Source organism: Mesorhizobium sp. EU05-FHT14A09 (assembly GCF_058790995.1).
Genome location: NZ_JBYTDF010000006.1, coordinates 34,776 through 51,544 on the forward strand (window position 1 = coordinate 34,776; position 16,769 = coordinate 51,544).

Annotated in this window: 12 protein-coding genes; 10 read left to right on the forward strand and 2 right to left on the reverse strand. The window is 62.8% G+C overall.

Annotation, left to right across the window (positions count from 1 at the left end):
- The 3 genes from AC3WTO_RS20705 to AC3WTO_RS20715 form a co-directional block, all read left to right on the forward strand.
- Positions 1 to 5,374 (forward strand): beta strand repeat-containing protein (locus tag AC3WTO_RS20705; RefSeq protein WP_492558435.1); only part of this gene is annotated, 5,374 nt, incomplete at its 5' end.
- A 22-nt stretch (positions 5,375 to 5,396) separates the two neighbouring features.
- The gene (locus AC3WTO_RS20710) at positions 5,397 to 5,759 is read left to right on the forward strand and encodes a hypothetical protein (RefSeq protein WP_492462797.1); all 363 of its coding nucleotides are present in this window, start codon (positions 5,397 to 5,399) and stop codon (positions 5,757 to 5,759) included.
- Positions 5,760 to 6,136: 377 nt separating this feature from the next.
- The gene (locus AC3WTO_RS20715) at positions 6,137 to 7,378 is read left to right on the forward strand and encodes a type 1 periplasmic-binding domain-containing protein (protein WP_492462798.1); all 1,242 of its coding nucleotides are present in this window, start codon (positions 6,137 to 6,139) and stop codon (positions 7,376 to 7,378) included.
- A gap of 88 nt (positions 7,379 to 7,466) precedes the next feature.
- On the opposite strand, the gene AC3WTO_RS20720 is transcribed toward AC3WTO_RS20715, so the two are convergent.
- The gene (locus AC3WTO_RS20720) at positions 7,467 to 7,907 is read right to left on the reverse strand and encodes a Ros/MucR family transcriptional regulator (RefSeq protein WP_492462799.1); all 441 of its coding nucleotides are present in this window, start codon (positions 7,905 to 7,907) and stop codon (positions 7,467 to 7,469) included.
- A gap of 366 nt (positions 7,908 to 8,273) precedes the next feature.
- Positions 8,274 to 9,593 (reverse strand): MFS transporter, encoded by a 1,320-nt coding sequence (locus tag AC3WTO_RS20725; protein ID WP_492463006.1) that lies wholly within the window; start codon positions 9,591 to 9,593, stop codon positions 8,274 to 8,276.
- A gap of 314 nt (positions 9,594 to 9,907) precedes the next feature.
- Here AC3WTO_RS20725 and cyoA point away from each other — a divergent pair, with 314 nt between their 5' ends.
- Genes cyoA through AC3WTO_RS20760 form a run of 7 tightly spaced genes read left to right on the forward strand, consistent with a single transcriptional unit; the run spans position 9,908 to position 16,765 of the window.
- Complete coding sequence (cyoA, locus tag AC3WTO_RS20730) at positions 9,908 to 11,050, forward strand: ubiquinol oxidase subunit II (protein ID WP_492463007.1); 1,143 nt, start codon at positions 9,908 to 9,910, stop codon at positions 11,048 to 11,050.
- 3 nt (positions 11,051 to 11,053) lie between these two features.
- Complete coding sequence (gene cyoB, locus AC3WTO_RS20735; RefSeq protein WP_492462800.1) at positions 11,054 to 13,060, forward strand: cytochrome o ubiquinol oxidase subunit I; 2,007 nt, start codon at positions 11,054 to 11,056, stop codon at positions 13,058 to 13,060.
- Positions 13,061 to 13,068: 8 nt separating this feature from the next.
- A complete protein-coding gene (cyoC, locus tag AC3WTO_RS20740) occupies positions 13,069 to 13,689 on the forward strand; it encodes a cytochrome o ubiquinol oxidase subunit III (RefSeq protein ID WP_492462801.1) in 621 nt (206 codons plus the stop codon).
- Positions 13,686 to 14,081 (forward strand): cytochrome o ubiquinol oxidase subunit IV, encoded by a 396-nt coding sequence (gene cyoD, locus AC3WTO_RS20745; RefSeq protein ID WP_492462802.1) that lies wholly within the window; start codon positions 13,686 to 13,688, stop codon positions 14,079 to 14,081. The genes cyoC and cyoD overlap by 4 nt, the downstream gene beginning before the upstream one ends.
- Positions 14,078 to 14,887: an SURF1 family protein gene (locus tag AC3WTO_RS20750; RefSeq protein ID WP_492462803.1), complete on the forward strand. Its 810-nt coding sequence runs from the start codon at positions 14,078 to 14,080 to the stop codon at positions 14,885 to 14,887. Before cyoD ends, AC3WTO_RS20750 begins: the two co-directional genes overlap by 4 nt.
- Positions 14,884 to 16,242, forward strand: coding sequence for an ATP-binding protein (locus AC3WTO_RS20755; protein ID WP_492462804.1), 1,359 nt, complete (start codon positions 14,884 to 14,886; stop codon positions 16,240 to 16,242). The genes AC3WTO_RS20750 and AC3WTO_RS20755 overlap by 4 nt, the downstream gene beginning before the upstream one ends.
- Positions 16,232 to 16,765 (forward strand): response regulator transcription factor, encoded by a 534-nt coding sequence (locus AC3WTO_RS20760; protein ID WP_492462805.1) that lies wholly within the window; start codon positions 16,232 to 16,234, stop codon positions 16,763 to 16,765. Before AC3WTO_RS20755 ends, AC3WTO_RS20760 begins: the two co-directional genes overlap by 11 nt.
- Positions 16,766 to 16,769 lie beyond the last annotated feature (4 nt).

The window sequence follows — 16,769 nt, forward strand, 5'->3', positions numbered from 1 at the left end:
CGGCGACACCAACAACACGGCGGTCACCGTCGCGGTCGGCGTGACCGACAGCGATGGCGATGCGGCTCCTGCCGGCAGCCTGACGATCACCATCGTCGATGATGCGCCGATCGCCCACGCCGACGTCGCCAACGTCAACGAAGGCAGTGCGGTCCTCGGCAACGTACTGGTCGACAACGGCAACGGCGCTGACGTGTTCGGCGCTGATGGTCCAGCGACCACTTCGCCGGCTGGTGGCGTGGTGGGTGTCGCTGCGGGCAGCAACACCGGGACAGCCATAACAACGGGTATCGATACCGATATTGTCGGCACCTATGGCACGCTGCACCTGAAAGCAGATGGCAGTTATACCTATACGGCCAAGTCGAACTTCATCACCGCCGACCAGGTCGACCACTTCGTCTACACGATCCGCGACGCTGATGGTGACACGTCGACAACCAAGCTCGACATCAACGTCAAGAACGTTGAGTCGCCACTTCTGGTCGTCGGCTCGAAGAGCGACGATGCATCGGGTCAGACAGACACCCACATCGTGCCCAATCCGCAGGGACCGAACAACGGTGTCATTCAGGGTGGTGGCGTCGACGATACCTTGATCGGCGATCCGGGGTCGGTGACCGTCACGAAGGGACAGTCCGCCAACATCGTGCTGGTGCTCGACAGTTCCGGCAGCATGACCGACACCATCTCGTTTGGTGGGTCCACCATTTCGCGCATGCAGGCCTTGAAGAACGGCGTCAACGCGCTGATTGACCAACTGGCCAATTCGGGCGCGGAAAACATCCGTGTCACGATCGTCGATTTCTACGACAGCGCCGTCAATCGCGGCACGTTCAACCTGATCGTGAATGGCGTGAAGCAGGATACGACGGCTGCTCACGATGCAATCAACAACATGGGTGCGGGTGGTGGTACCAACTATGAAGCGGCCTTGCAGGGCGCTTACAACTGGATCACCGGCAACAGCGGAAACAACGATCTGCCCAACGCCGATGTGAACAAGGTCGTGTTTGTCTCGGACGGCGAACCGACATCCTGGGTTACTTCGGGCGGCAACACCAGCTCCGGTGATTCCGATCGGGCGATGCAGGAGCTGCTTGGTACATACACCGGCAGCAGCCCCGACAACGTCAACGATGTCGCCAATATCCTCAATGCAGGCGATCCCGGGCACAAATATACGATCGATGCGATCGGCATCAACATCGGCGCAACGGGCCTCGGCTATCTCAGCGACGTCGAGGATGGCATTGCAAACGGTGGTACCGGCAGCGCACTCAACGTGACGTCCGCTGAACAACTTGCCGGCGCGCTGGCGGTGCTGGGCGGGTCGACCGCTCTCGCTGCTGCTGGAAACGACACCATCAATGGCGGCGGCGGCAACGACATCATCTTCGGCGATGTCGCCAACACCGATGCTCTCGCGACGAAGGCGGGCCTGTCGGTCCTGCCGGGTTCGGGCTGGTCCGTCTTCCAGATCCTGGAAGCGGCAGCCTCGGGTCCATCCAACCCGGCGCTAGCGTCATATCTGCACGGTGGCAAATGGGACCGTGCATCGACGATGGCCTATCTGTCGGATCCAGCGAACCAGGCCGAACTGGCCAAGGAAAGCGGCCGCAGCGGTGGCAACGACACCATCAATGGCGGCGATGGCAACGACATCATCTTCGGCCAGGAAGGCAACGACACCATCAATGGCGGCAATGGTAACGACACCATCAGCGGCGGCACGGGCAAGGATACGCTGTCGGGTGGAGCCGGCAACGATACATTCCTGCTGGCCAACGGCGAGTTCGTTGCCGGCGAATCCATCGATGGCGGCGCTGACACCGACACGATCCGTCTCACCAATGCGACGACGGTCGACTTCAGCACGGGTACCGTGACTGGCGTCGAAAACCTGGTCGGCAGCACAGGCATCGACACCGTGACGATGACCGCGGCGCAATTTGCTGGGCTCGCCTCGATCGATCTCGGGACAGGCGCGGATACGCTGAACGTGCTGGTCAACGGTACTGCCGATATCTCGACGATGCCGGCACTGACCGGTGTCGAGACCGTGAATTTCGTCGGCAGCGCCAACAACGACACGCTGAAGCTGACCGGTGCCCAATTGATGGCGCTGAACGGGTCGATCGATCTGGGCGGCGGTTCGGATACGCTGGAGCTGACCGATGGCACAGCCGTCGATCTGACCGGCCTGGCGATTGCCGGCGTCGAGAACCTCAAGGCGTCCGGCACCAACAACAATGTGGTCACGATGACCCTGGCGCAATTTGCCGGGCTCACCTCGATCGATCTCGGCGCCGGCACCGACACGCTGAACATCCAGGTCAGCGGCAATGCGAGCCTGGCGTCGTTGCCGACACTCGCCAACATCGAGACGATCAATCTCATCGGCAGCAATGGCGTCGACACGCTGACCCTGACGGGGGCCCAGCTTGACGCGCTGATTGTCGCTGGTGCCAAGATCGATCTCGGCAACGGCGCTGATACCCTGACCCTCACGTCGACTTCGACCGGGCTCAATGCTCTTGTCGACGCGCGCCTTGTCGGAGTGGAGAACATTTCGGCTGCTGGAGCAGCATCCGGAGTGGTCATCAATCTCCAGAACCAGTCCGATGGCTTCACGATCACCGGGTCGTCCAATGCCGATACCATCACCGGCAGCGTCGGCAACGATACCATCAGCGGTGGTGCGGGTGCGGACACGCTGTCGGGTGGGGCCGGCAACGATAACTTCCTGCTGGCCAATGGCGAGTTCGTCGCCGGGGAGTCCATCACTGGTGGCGCCGATACTGACACGATCACGCTGACGAACGCCACGACGGTGGATTTTAGCACCGGCACCGTGACCGGCGTCGAGAATCTGATCGGCAGCACCGGCAACGACACCGTGACAATGACCGCGGCGCAGCTCGCTGCCCTAAGCTCGATCGACCTTGCTGGTGGTTCGGACACGCTGAAGGTCCTCATCAACGGCACGGCTGACATCTCGTCGATGGCGACGCTGGCCAATGTCGAAACCCTGAGTTTTGTCGGCAGTGCCGGCAGCGATACGCTGAAGGTGACCAGTGCCCAGTTGACCGGACTGGGGGGATCTATCGATCTGGCCGGAGGCTCGGACACGCTCGAGCTCACTACCGGTGGGACGGCCAATCTGGCAGGCTTGACGTTTGCAGGTGTCGAAAACCTCACCGCGTCCGGCACCAACAACAACACGGTTACGATGACCGCCCAGCAATGGGCAGGGCTCAACGCAATCGATCTCGGTGCTGGCACCGATGTGTTGAACATTACTGTCAGTGGCAGCGTTAACCTCTCGTCGCTGGGTGCCACCACGCTCAGCAACATCGAGACGGTCAATTTCACTGGCACGGCCGGTGGCGAGACCGTGACGCTCACCGGTGCTCAGCTCGACGCATTGATTGCCGGAGGTGGAAAGATCGATCTTGGAAACGGTGCGGATACGTTGATCCTCACGTCGACCTCGACTGGGCTCAACGGCCTTGGCGACGCTGGTCTTGTGGGCGTGGACACCGTCTCGGCAGCCGGAGCCGCGGCCGGAGTGACGATTGATCTTCACAATCAGACGGAAAATCTCTCGATTGTTGGATCCTCCAACGCTGACAACCTTACCGGTGGTGCTGGAAACGACAGCCTGACCGGCGGCGCAGGTGCCGATACTTTCAATATCAGCGGAGGCACTGATGCCATCACGGACCTCGGCTCCGGAGCCGATATCCTGAAGGTATCAGTTGGAGCGACGGTCAATGCGACCGCAACAGCTGATTGGACTGCCACGAATGCTACCATTAACAACGGTACGGCTTCGGTCAGCGGTGCGGGCATCGATATCAACGTTGCCAGTGCGACCGGTAGCAACGGCTGGAATTTGACCAACACCGACCTATCAAGCGCAGCGACACTGACCGGCTCGGCGAATGCCGACAAGATCGTTTCGAGCGGTGCGGGCGACACGATCAATGCCGGCGCTGGCGCGGACACCGTCGTCATCAATGCAGGTTCGGTGACGGGTAAGAACTGGAGCGTGAGCCTCGGTACATCTGACGGTGCGGCAGACAAGATCGTCTTCTCACATGATGCAGTCGGCTCCGGGGACAATACCGTGGTCACGGTTTCATCGTTCGAAACGGCACGCGACAAGATCGCCATACTGCTCGGTGGCAACGATGTATCGAACGGGAATTTCTTCCAGAGCATTACGACGAACCCTGCCGGTGATACTGAAGTTCTTTCAGGGAAGCAGGTTATCGAACTGCACAACAGTGCCTTCGTAGCAACATCGGGTCTGACCAACGATACCAGCAATGGTAATGGCAATCCGAGAGCCGAGATTATTGATGCCATTGGCAAGATTTCTGCAGGTGTCTACACGGTCGTCATATATTCATCGACCGGTTTAAACGCAGATGCCGGCATCTATACGATGACGGTCTCTTCCAATACGAACGATCTGGCGAGCTCCGGGTTCACGCTTGAGCATGTTATGACTCTGACCGGCGTCGGCTACGGCAATCTATCTGATATCAACTTCGCCAAGGCCACCGACCCCATCATGCTCGATCTCAACCATGACGGTTTCGCCTTCTCCGACGTCAACCACGGTGTCCAGTTCGACATCAATGGCGACGGCGCGAAAGACCAGATCGCCTGGAACACGTCGGGCGACGGCATCCTGGCTTTCGATGCGAACCACAATGGCAAGATCGATGATGGTACGGAGCTGTTCACGCCGTCCTTCAACGGTGGCCAGTTCGGTTCGGGTGCGGAAGCGCTGGCATCGCTGGACAGCAACCATGACGGCGTCCTCGACCATGACGATGCCGCCTTCGCCAATCTGCTGATCTGGAAGGATGCCAATGCCGACGGCATCAGCGAGGCCGGTGAATTGTCGAGCCTTGCCGACAACGGCGTCACCTCGATCTCGGTTTCGACGACGCCGGGCCACGAGGCGATCGACGGCCAGGCGGTTGCAGGACAGGGAACCTTCCACATGGCCGATGGCACGCAGGGAACCTACATCGAAGTCGAGCTCGAAACGGTGCTCGGTACCCACCAGCAGGCCGCGGTTGCCCCGGCCAGTGGCGATGAGCATGCGGCCGCACCCGCGGTGACCGATGTGATCGCCGATTTCCACCAGTCTGGTGACGAAATCGACCTGTCGGCGCTGCTGGACAACCTTGGCAAGGATGCCGGCTCAGGGCATGCTGAGGCGAGCTCACAACCCGCGCCGCAGCCGGTCGACGTCGCGCCGCCGGCCCCGGTCGAGAGCTTCAACGGGGTTGCCGAAACCGTGCGGGTGCTCTTCGACGAGACCAATCACGACACCGGCAAGCACAACGGGTAACAGAGGGCGAACGGGGACAATCATGAACATTCGGAAACTGGGCATCGCAGCGCTGCTTTCATTGTCGGCGACCGGCCTGCAGGCCGCCGACCTCACCGGCGCGCCGACAGGCGACTATTGCCGCACGGTCGGCACCTCCAACCTGATCCTGGAGGAAAATATGAGCACGCTGAAGACCGAGGTCGTGCGGCTCATGGACGAGGCAGTCGCCGCGGCCAAGAGCGAAGAATGGGTGCGCTCCTCGCGTCCGGTCTTCGTCTGGGCCTCCGAAGCCAAGGTCGCCTGCGGCATGGCCTATGGCTATCTCAAGACAAACTACCGCGACGAGGACACGCTCAACAAATGCGAGTGTTTCCACGACCGCATGCTCGAATACATGCACTAGGGCATTTTGTAGCCAAGTGAATCACTTGGCGTTACAAAAATGCGACGAAAACAAAAGCTTAGAGCGTTTCCGCGTTTCCGTGAAAGACGGAAACGCTCTAGGGCAATTCCAGCGAGAGTGCGCAGCGGTCTTGCGTCCATACGAAAACAAACCGGTCGGGCGTTTCCGTGAAAGAGCGGAAGCGCCGGGCAGGCATGCCGACGGTTCTTTGATCTTGCGCGGCAGGTCCCTCCCGCAGTCGGCGTTCTCCGCTGTCGGCCGGTCGCCCCGCTTGAGCGGGCGTTCGGTTGCGCACACCCGAATGGTTGTCCCCGCAGCTACGGGTTTGGCGGCAATCGCCGTAAGATCGCGCAGGGCGTCAGGGAGCAGGATCGTCCATGACCTCTAGCGCGGGGAAATCTCCTTCAAGACATCCTGCGGGCATAAGCCGCCGTGTGCTTCTGGTCGCGCTGCCCGCCCTGGCGCTGGCGGCATGCCAGTCCAAGACCGCCGGTGATGTTCTCGACCCGACCGGCGGTGCCGCATCGGCTGCTCCTGATACCGGCAGCGCCGCCAGCAACCCGGCGCCGCCCGCGGGTCCCGCACAATCGGCGCAGACCCTCGGCAGCGGCGAGACCAAGGTCTCCATGTTGCTGCCGCTGTCGGCTTCCGGTGCGGCGGGCGAAAAAGGCCGCCGCATGTTCGATGCGGCCAAGCTCGCCATGACGGATCTCGGCAACCAGACCATTACCTTGTCCGTCCAGGATACGCGCGGCGACAGCGCCGTCGCCAGGGACCTTGTCGTCAAGGCGATGACATCCGGCGCCAAGGTCATCATCGGCCCGACCGAACTCGACGCCGCGCAGCGGCTGACGTCCATCTCCGGGCCGACACGACCGCCCGTGCTGGTGCTGGCGGAGAATTTCCCCGGCGCGCCGAACCTCTATGCCATGGCCCTGAACGAAGCGGACAGTGCCGCCGCCGGCGCCGCAGCCATCGCCCAGAAAGGCAAACGCAAATTCGTGCTGTTCGTCGCCAGGGGGCCGGTCGCCGCGGCAATCGAAAAACGGGTGTCGAACGGATTGAGCATCACCGGTGCCGCGCTGGCGCTGACCATGCCGTTCGATCCGGTGATCGAGGCTGAGAAGGCTGCGACCGACATGCTGGCGACCGTATCGACGCCGGAAGGTGTGGTCATCGCCATCGGCGACGCCAGCCCGCTGCCTCTCCTGCGCGCGCTGCAGGCGCGCGGCGTCTCGGCCGGCAAGGTGTCGATCATCGGCACTGCGCGCTGGCATGAGCAGCCGCTCGCCGATCCTTTGTTTCAGGGGGCGTATTTCGCGGCGCTGGACAAGAGCGAGGCCGGTCCGATCGCCGATCGTTTCAAGGCGACCTATGGCTACGCACCGGACGTCAACGCGATCTATGCCTATGACAGCGTGGCCCTGACCGCTGGCATTGCCGGCGCCATGGGCCCCAAAGGCTTCACGGCGCAGGTCTTCGAGAACAAGAATGGGTTCCGCGGCTCGGCCGGCGTCTTCCACTTCCGGTCGGATGGCGCCAGCGAACGCGCGATGTCCTTCTACAGGATCGAAAAGGGTGCGCCGAAGAAGATCGCCAATTCGGTAACGGGCTTCTGATCGCCGGCCCAATCACTCGAGCGGCCAGCCCGTTCTTTCCGGAACCGCTCCAGGCATCGCGGCCTCGCGATGCCCGTCGGCTTGCGGCTCAGGCCTTGGCTTTGCCGCGGCCGCGCTTGGTTCCGGGCTTCCTGCCCAGGCCGAGCTGCTTGGCAAGTTCCGACCGCTTCGCGGCGTAGGCCGGCGCAACCATCGGATAATCGACGGGAAGCCCCCATTTCGCGCGGTACTCCTCGGGGGTCAGCCCGAGCTTGCCGAGATGGCGCTTCAGCGTGCGGTACTGCTGGCCGTCTTCCAGGCTGATCAGATAGTCGTGGGTGAGCGACTTCCGGATCGAAATCGCCGGCTTTTGCGGTTCCGGCACGACCTCTGGCTGGGTCTGTCCCAGCCGGCCGATGCTGTCCGCAACGCTGGCGATGACGCCAGGCAATTCGGATACCGGAACCGGATTTTTGGTTACATACGCGCCCACGATCGCTGCGGTCAGTTCAGTAACCAGATCGTTGGAAATCTTGTCGTTGTCGGCCATAGATTGTCCCCTTGCTGCCCATCACTTGCCTAGCCGAGAAACGGAAGTTTCGAAAGCTGAAACATTCAATCTTTAGGAAAAGTTTCTGCCTGAAACGCAGGATTTACGCCTTTTGGTTGAGGCGATGCGGCGGTTTCACACACTCTCGCCACCGTGTGGAATGGAGAGTGGAGCGACCGCCATTTCCATATTGATAGGGGGCAAGGAACCCGAGTTGGAACGCGCTGCCGCGGAGGGGTGGTGGAGAGGGGTCTACAATTGCCCTGCCGGCGGACGACGAGCGTCCCGAGTTGTGGGCGAAAGCCGAATCCGGCTTTTCACGCCCAGAACGCCGGAAGCGATGGCGAAGTCCGGCAGTGGCTTGCGTCAGTCGGCCGCGCTTTTCTCCTGCCAGCCGCGGTCGATCGCCTGTCCGGCGACCCACAATGCCGCCAGCGTGCAGATCGCGCCGGAGAGCAGGTAGGCGCCGGCCGAGATCAGGCCGAAATTGGCCGACAGCAGCAGGGCAGCCAGTGGCGCAAAGCCAGAACCGAACATCCAGGCCAGGTCGGATGTGATCGCCGAACCGGTATAGCGATAGCGGCGCGAGAAACGCGATGCCACCACGCCTGACGACTGGCCGAAGGACAGGCCGAGCAGGATAAAGCCAAGCACCATGAAGGCGATTTCGCCCGCCGTGCCACCGTCGAGAAGCTGCGGCGCGAAACCGCTGAAGGCGGCGATCGCGACGGCCGTGCTGAACAGCAGCGAGCGCCTGCCGATGCGGTCGGCAATCAGGCCGGACGCCACGATCGCCAGCAGACCGAACACGGCGCTGCCCGCCTCGATCAGCAGGAAGCGTCCTGGCCCTTCCTGCGTGAACAGGAAGACCCATGACAGCGGAAACACCGTCACCATGTGGAACAGGGCGAAGCTCGCCAGCGGCACGAACGCGCCGATGCCGACGACACGACCCTCGGCCTTGAGCGTCTCGCGCACCCGCGTCGGCTGCAGTTCACCGTTCTCGAACAGGCGGGCGAACTCCGGCGTCACGACGAGGCGCAGCCTGGCGAACAGCGCCACGACATTGATGGCGAAGGCGACGAAGAACGGATAACGCCAGCCCCAGCCGAAGAAGTCCTCGGCCGACAGGTTGAGGACGAAAAAGGCGAACAGCGTGCTGGCCACGATCAGCCCGATCGGGGCGCCGAGTTGCGGCACCATGGCGTAAAGCCCGCGCCGGTGCTCCGGCGCGTTCAGCGACAGCAGCGACGGCAATCCGTCCCAGGTGCCGCCCCAGGCGATGCCCTGGCCGATGCGCGCCAGCGCCAGCAGCCAGCCAGAGGCAGCGCCGATGGTGGCGTATCCAGGCAGGAAGGCGATGGCCACGGTCGAGGTGCCGAGCAGCAGCAGCGCGACGGTCAGCTTGGCGCTGCGGCCGTAACGGCGGTCGACGGCCATGAACAGGATGGTTCCGAGCGGCCTGGTCAGGAAGGCAAGTGCGAAAATGGCGAAGGAGTAGGCGGTGGCCGTCAGCGGATCGGTGTTGGGGAAGACAAGCTTCGGGAACACGATCACCGAGGCGATCGCATAGACGAAGAAGTCGAAGAACTCCGACGTCCTGCCGATGACGACGCCGACGGCGATGTCGCCGGGGTTGACGTCATGGTGGTCGCCGCGCGTGTTGGCTGGTGTCGCTTCAGTCATCCCTGCGGTGCCGTCCCAATACAGAAGCACGCCCCCGAACTTTTCGGCGAGGATCATGCAGCAAAAACACGGCCGCGGAGACATGCCGCGGTGCACCTAAAATCTTGATGCATCGCACTCTCCAGGGGGATTGGACAAATTGTCCAATGTCGTGGCCGTGTCCGGCTCGGCTACTCCGTCATACATCTTGCAGTGCACAATGACGGGCGGACGCTTTCATGTCCACACATCGGTCGCTTTTCTCTTTTCACGGGCTCCCTCTGCATAGGCTGGGGCGCAGGCTTGCAACCCTGCTGGTCCTGCCGCTGGCTGCCATGCTGAGCGGCTGCGATTTCGTGGTGCTGGCGCCGGCGGGCGACATTGCCGCGCAGCAGCGCGACCTGCTGGTCGTGTCGACCTTGCTGATGCTGATCATCATCGTGCCGGTGATGCTGCTGATCGTGTTCTTCGCCTGGCGCTATCGGCACTCCAACGCATCCGCCACCTACGCGCCCGACTGGGACCATTCCACCAAGCTGGAACTCGTCATCTGGGCGGCACCGCTGCTCATCATCATCTGCCTCGGCGCGCTGACATGGCTGGGCACCCATCTGCTCGATCCCTATCGCCGTCTCGACCGCATCGCGCCGGGCCAGCCGGTGACCGAGCAGCACCGGTCGCTCAAGGTCGAGGTCGTGTCGCTCGATTGGAAGTGGCTCTTCATCTACCCCGAATACGGCATCGCCACGGTCAATGAGATGGCCGCACCGGTCGGCAGGCCGATCGATTTCCGCATCACTTCGTCCGGCGTGATGAACTCTTTCTACATCCCGGCGCTCGCCGGCATGATCTATTCCATGGCTGGTATGGAGACCAAGCTCCACGCCGTGATCAACCACGAAGGCACCTACAAGGGCTTCTCGGCGAACTACAGCGGCGCCGGCTTTTCCGGCATGCGCTTCGATTTCCATGGCCAGTCCGAGGCTGGTTTCGACCAGTGGGTGGCCAAAGCCAAGGCCGCCGGCCAGACGCTGGACCGGGCGAACTACCTCGAGCTGGAGCGGCCGAGCGAGAACGAACCGGTGCGCCGCTACGGCGCGGTCGATCCCAACCTCTACCAGGCCATCCTCAACATGTGCGTCGAGCGCGGCAAGATGTGCATGAACGAGATGATGTCGATCAACGCCAAGGGCGGGCTCGGCCTCGAAGGTGCCTACAACACCCTGCCGCTCGAATACGACAAGTTCGCCCGGCGCGGCTCGATCCTCGGACCCCGGCCATCTTATGTCGCCACCATCTGCACGGCCGAGGAAGCCGAAGCCGCCTTCCGCGCGGCGCGCGCCGCCGGCGACAACAGCATCGGTCCCAGGGACCATTCCCCGCTCCGCGGCGCCGGCCTGCTCAGGCCGTGGCAGCGCGCGGAACTGCCCGGCGTGATGTCAGAACTCGACGTCCCCGCTCTTTCTTCAAGGCTCTGACGCATGGCTGTCCCGCAAAACGTGGAAACCACATTCCTTTTCGGACGCCTGACGTGGGAAGCATTCCCGCTGCATGAGCCGATCGTTGTCGCGACCTTCGCGGTCGTGGCGCTCGGCGGCGTTGCGTTGCTTGCTACACTCACCTGGTTCCGGCTCTGGGGCTATCTGTGGCGGGAGTGGTTCACCTCCGTCGACCACAAGAAGATCGGCATCATGTACATGGTGCTGGGCATCGTCATGCTGCTGCGCGGCTTTGCCGACGCCATCATGATGCGCCTGCAGCAGGCCATGGCCTTCAACGGTTCGGAGGGCTACCTCAACGCCCATCACTACGACCAGATCTTCACTGCCCACGGCGTCATCATGATCTTCTTCGTGGCGATGCCGCTGGTCACCGGCCTGATGAACTATGTCGTGCCGCTGCAGATCGGCGCACGCGACGTGTCGTTCCCGTTCCTCAACAATTTCAGCTTCTGGATGACGGTCGGCGGCGCGGTGCTGGTGATGGCGTCGCTGTTCGTCGGCGAGTTCGCGCAGACCGGCTGGCTCGCTTATCCGCCGCTCTCCAACATCGGCTACAGTCCGTGGGTCGGCGTCGACTATTACATATGGGGGCTGCAGGTCGCCGGCGTCGGCACGACCCTGTCGGGCATCAACCTGGTGTGCACCATCGTCAAGATGCGCGCGCCCGGCATGTCGCTGATGAAGATGCCGGTCTTCACCTGGACATCGCTCTGCACCAACGTGCTGATCGTTGCCTCCTTCCCGGTGCTGACGGCGGTGCTGGCGCTGCTCTCACTCGACCGCTATGTCGGCACCAACTTCTTCACCAACGACTTCGGCGGCAACCCGATGATGTATGTGAACCTCATCTGGATATGGGGTCACCCTGAAGTCTACATCCTCATCCTGCCGCTGTTCGGCGTGTTCTCGGAAGTGACGTCGACCTTCTCCGGCAAGCGGTTGTTCGGCTACACCTCGATGGTCTACGCCACGGTCGTCATCACCGTCCTGTCTTACCTGGTCTGGCTGCACCACTTCTTCACCATGGGTTCGGGCGCCAGCGTCAACTCGTTCTTCGGCATCACCACGATGATCATCTCGATCCCGACGGGCGCCAAGATATTCAACTGGCTCTTCACCATGTATCGCGGCCGCATCCGCTTCGACCTGCCGATGATGTGGACCGTGGCCTTCATGCTGACCTTCACGGTCGGCGGCATGACCGGCGTGCTGCTGGCGGTTCCGCCGGCCGACTTCGTACTGCACAACAGCCTGTTCCTGATCGCGCACTTCCACAACGTCATCATCGGCGGCGTGCTGTTCGGCCTGTTCGCCGGCATCGCCTACTGGTGGCCGAAGGCGTTCGGTTTCAAGCTCGATCCGTTCTGGGGCAAGGTGTCGTTCTGGTGCTGGGTGGTCGGTTTCTGGCTCGCCTTCATGCCGCTCTACATCCTCGGCCTGATGGGCGTTACCCGCCGCATGCGCGTGTTCGACGATCCGTCGCTGCAGATCTGGTTCATCATCGCCGGCCTGGGCGCTGCTCTGATCGCGGTCGGCATCGCCGCCATGCTGCTGCAGTTCTTCGTCTCGATCATGCGGCGCGAGAAACTCGCCGACGACACCGGCGATCCCTGGGACGGCCGCACGCTCGAATGGTCGACCTCGTCGCCGCCGCCGGCTTACAACTTCGCCTTCACGCCGGTCGTGCATGACAACGATGCCTGGTGGGACATGAAGAAGCGCGGCTACAGCCGGCCGCTCTCCGGCTATCGCCCGATCCACATGCCCAAAAACACCGGCACCGGCGTGATCCTGGCGGCACTCAGCACCGTCATCGGCTTCGCTCTGATCTGGTACATCTGGTGGCTGGCCGCCATCGGCTCCTTCGCTTTGCTGGTCGTCGCCATCGGCCACACCTTCAACTACCACCGCGACTTCCACATTCCTGTCGAGGAAGTCACCGAGACCGAGGAGGCGAGGACGAAGCTCCTCGCGGCAAGAGCGTGAGCGCCACCATGACGACGGCCGCCGATCAAGCCGTGCCGACCTTCTATGTGAAGGACGAGCACGACCACGCCGAGGGTGGCAGCACCATGCTCGGCTTCTGGATCTATCTGATGAGCGACTGCCTCATCTTCGCGATCCTGTTTGCCGTCTATGGCGTGCTCGGCACCAACTACGCCGCCGGTCCGGCGCCGAAGGACCTGTTCGACCTGTCGCTGGTGGCGGTCAACACGACGATGCTGCTCTTGTCGTCCATCACCTATGGCTTCGCCATGCTGTCGATGGAGAAGAACCGCGTTGCCGCCACGCAGATCTGGCTCGGCGTCACCGGCCTGTTCGGCCTCGCCTTCCTCGGCATCGAACTCTACGAATTCGCCCATATGATCCATGAAGGGGCGACCCCGCAGCGCAGCGGCTTCCTGTCGGCCTTCTTCACGCTGGTTGGCACGCACGGGCTGCACGTCACCTTCGGCATCATCTGGCTGGTGACGCTGATGGTCCAGGTCGGCCAGCGCGGCCTGATCGCCGCCAACCGCCGCCGCCTGATGTGCCTGTCGATGTTCTGGCACTTCCTCGACGTGATCTGGATCGGCGTATTCACCTTCGTCTACCTGATGGGAATGCTGCGATGAGCGCAAACCACGAGACCGCCACCGCCCCCCATGGCACGCATGACCACGCGCATGACGACGGCCATGGCCATGCGACGCTTAAGGGTTACCTGACCGGCTTCATCCTGTCCGTCATCCTGACGGCGGTCCCGTTCTGGCTGGTGATGACCGGGGCGATCGAGAACAAGCAGGCCGCCGCCATCATCGTCATGGTGTTCGCGGTCGTGCAGATCGTCGTGCACATGATCTACTTCCTGCACATGAACTCGTCGTCGGAAGGCGGCTGGTCGATGCTGGCGACGATGTTCACCATCATCGTTGTGGTGATCGTGCTGACCGGTTCGCTGTGGGTGATGTATCATCTCAACACGAACATGATGCCTGGGCCGCACGAAATGAGCGAGATGCCGTGAGCGCCGGCGAGGGCGCAGGGGGAACCAACGTCGACAGCAATGGATCGAGACAGCAGGAGGGGCTCCACTCCCGCCGCTCGCCTGTCATCCGTTTCGTGTTCCTGACGCTCTCGCTTTTCTGCATCGCCATCCTTGTCGGCCTCGGCGTCTGGCAGGTCGAGCGGCGACAATGGAAGCTGGACCTCATCGCCCGTGTCGAGCAGCGCATCCACGCGCCGGCGGTTGCATTGCCGGAGCCTGCCGAATGGGCCGGCGTCAGCCCACAGACCCATGAATACAGCCGAGTGCGCCTGAGCGGCGCCTATCTCAACGACCGCGAGACGTTCACGCAGGCGGTGACCGCCCTGGGCGGCGGCTTCTGGGTGATGACGCCGTTCCGCACCGACGAGGGCTTCATCGTGCTGGTCAATCGTGGCTTCGTGACTCCGGACCGCAAGGCATCGGCGACGCGCCGGGCCGATCTCGTGGAAGGCGAAACGACCGTCACCGGCCTGTTGCGCATCAGCGAACCGGGCGGCGGTTTCCTGCGCGAGAACGACCCGGCCCATGATCGCTGGTATTCGCGCGATGTCGCCGCCATCGCCGCAGAACGCGGCCTGGCCGACGCTGCGCCTTTCTTCGTCGATGCGGATGCGCTGCCGAACACTGCGACTTCGCCGCGCGGCGGCCTGACGGTGGTCTCCTTCCGCAACAGCCATCTCGTCTATGCCCTGACATGGTTTGGCCTCGCCGCCATGCTTTCGGCTGCATTGGGCTTTGTCCTGTTGCGCGGCCGGTACCATGCCGGCGATCGGAAGCGCGGATGACCTTGACGCCGCCGCCACGCTGGAAGACACAGACCCCGACCGGATCCGCCAAAAGCGGAAACGTTCTGGGGAGGACGATCATTTTCAATCCGGATGCCACCAACAGGAAGAACCTTCTTCTGTTGATCCAGCTGCGCTGGCTCGCCGTCGCCGGACAGGTGATCACCATCGCGGCCATCGAATGGGGCTTCGGCATCGACTTGCCGCTGCCGGAGATGGCTGCGGTCGTGCTGTCGCTGGTCGGCCTCAACCTGGCCAGCCTGCTGTTCCTGCGCATGGCGAGGCCAGTATCTAATGGCGTCTTGTTCGCGTCGCTGCTGCTCGACATGACCGCGCTGACGGCGCAGCTCTATCTGAGCGGCGGCGCCTCCAATCCTTTCGTCTCGCTCTACCTGCTGCAGATTACCCTCGGCGCGGTGCTGCTGGCGCCGTGGTCGACATGGGTGCTCGTCGCTGCCGCCTCGCTCTGCTTTGTGCTTCTGACAATGGTGTTCCTGCCGATCGAGATGTCGCATCACGGCGGCGATCTGCTCGATTTGCACATCCGCGGCATGTTCGTCTGCTTCATCCTGGCGGCCGGGCTGATCGTGCTGTTCATGACCCGCATCAACCGCAATCTGCGCGAACGTGACGCCTATCTGGCGGACCTGCGCCAGCAGTCGGCCGAAGAGGACCACATCGTCCGCATGGGCCTGCTGGCTTCGGGTGCCGCCCATGAGCTGGGCACGCCGCTGTCCACCATCTCCGTGCTGCTCGGCGACTGGCGTCATTCCGACATCATCGCGCGGCATCCGGAGCTGCTTGGCGACGTCGACGAGATGCAGGCCCAGCTCGATCGCTGCAAGCGCATTGTCTCCGGCATATTGATGTCGTCCGGCCAGGCCCGCGGCGAGGGCAGCGTCCACACCACGGCGCGCGCCTTTCTCGACGGGCTCGTCGCCGAATGGCGCGATCACAGGTCGCCGGCACAGCTCGACTACGACAATGAATTCGAACCGGACGAGCCGATTGTCTCGGATGCGGCGCTCAAGCAGGTCATCTTCAACGTGCTCGACAACGCCTTCGAGGCATCGCCGCAATGGGTCGGTGTCACCGCCAGGCGGCAGGGACAGGCCCTGGTGCTGATGGTACGCGATCACGGCAAGGGTTTCGACAAGGAGATACTCGCGGCGCTCGGCAAGCCCTATATGTCGAGCAAGGGCCGCGAAGGCGGCGGGCTCGGGCTGTTCCTGGTCGTCAATGTGATCAGAAAGCTCGGCGGAACCGTCACCGCGCGCAACGCCGGCCGAGGCGCCTGCGTGACGCTGACACTGCCTCTCGATTCTCTCTCGGCAGGAGACGACAATGGCGCCTGACCGCTCGCTGGTGATTGTCGAAGACGACGCTGCTTTTGCGCGCACGCTGGCACGCTCGTTCGAGAAACGCGGCTACCATGTCGATGTCTGCGACAGCGTCCAGGCCCTCACCGACTTTCTCGAACAGGACACGCCTGAATTTGCTGTCGTGGATCTGAAGCTCGGCACCGGCTCCGGGCTCGAATGCGTCAAGGCGCTGCATGCCCGCGATGCGTCGATCCGCATCGTCGTGCTCACGGGTTTCGCCAGCATCGCCACCGCCGTCGAGGCGATCAAGCTCGGCGCCAGTCACTATCTCGCCAAGCCCGCCAACACCGACGACATCGAGGCAGCCTTCGGCAGGACGGAAGGCGATGTCGACGTGCCGCTGTCGCAGCGCCCGACCTCGATCAAGAACCTCGAATGGGAACGCATCCACGAAACGCTGGTCGAGACCGATTTCAACATCTCGGAGACGGCGCGCCGGCTCGGCATGCACCGCCGCACTTTGGCGAGGAAGCTGGAGAAGCGGCCGGTGAAGTGAACGG

Excerpts from the sequence above, each read along its gene's own strand:
- AC3WTO_RS20720 (WP_492462799.1), bottom strand. The coding sequence starts at position 7,907 with ATGGCCGACAACGACAAGATTTCCAACGATCTGGTTACTGAACTGACC.
- AC3WTO_RS20715 (WP_492462798.1), top strand. The coding sequence starts at position 6,137 with ATGACCTCTAGCGCGGGGAAATCTCCTTCAAGACATCCTGCGGGCATA.
- cyoA (WP_492463007.1), top strand. The coding sequence starts at position 9,908 with ATGCTGAGCGGCTGCGATTTCGTGGTGCTGGCGCCGGCGGGCGACATT.
- AC3WTO_RS20760 (WP_492462805.1), top strand. The coding sequence starts at position 16,232 with ATGGCGCCTGACCGCTCGCTGGTGATTGTCGAAGACGACGCTGCTTTT.
- cyoD (WP_492462802.1), top strand. The coding sequence starts at position 13,686 with ATGAGCGCAAACCACGAGACCGCCACCGCCCCCCATGGCACGCATGAC.
- AC3WTO_RS20710 (WP_492462797.1), top strand. The coding sequence starts at position 5,397 with ATGAACATTCGGAAACTGGGCATCGCAGCGCTGCTTTCATTGTCGGCG.
- cyoB (WP_492462800.1), top strand. The coding sequence starts at position 11,054 with ATGGCTGTCCCGCAAAACGTGGAAACCACATTCCTTTTCGGACGCCTG.
- AC3WTO_RS20725 (WP_492463006.1), bottom strand. The coding sequence starts at position 9,593 with ATGACTGAAGCGACACCAGCCAACACGCGCGGCGACCACCATGACGTC.
- AC3WTO_RS20755 (WP_492462804.1), top strand. The coding sequence starts at position 14,884 with ATGACCTTGACGCCGCCGCCACGCTGGAAGACACAGACCCCGACCGGA.
- cyoC (WP_492462801.1), top strand. The coding sequence starts at position 13,069 with ATGACGACGGCCGCCGATCAAGCCGTGCCGACCTTCTATGTGAAGGAC.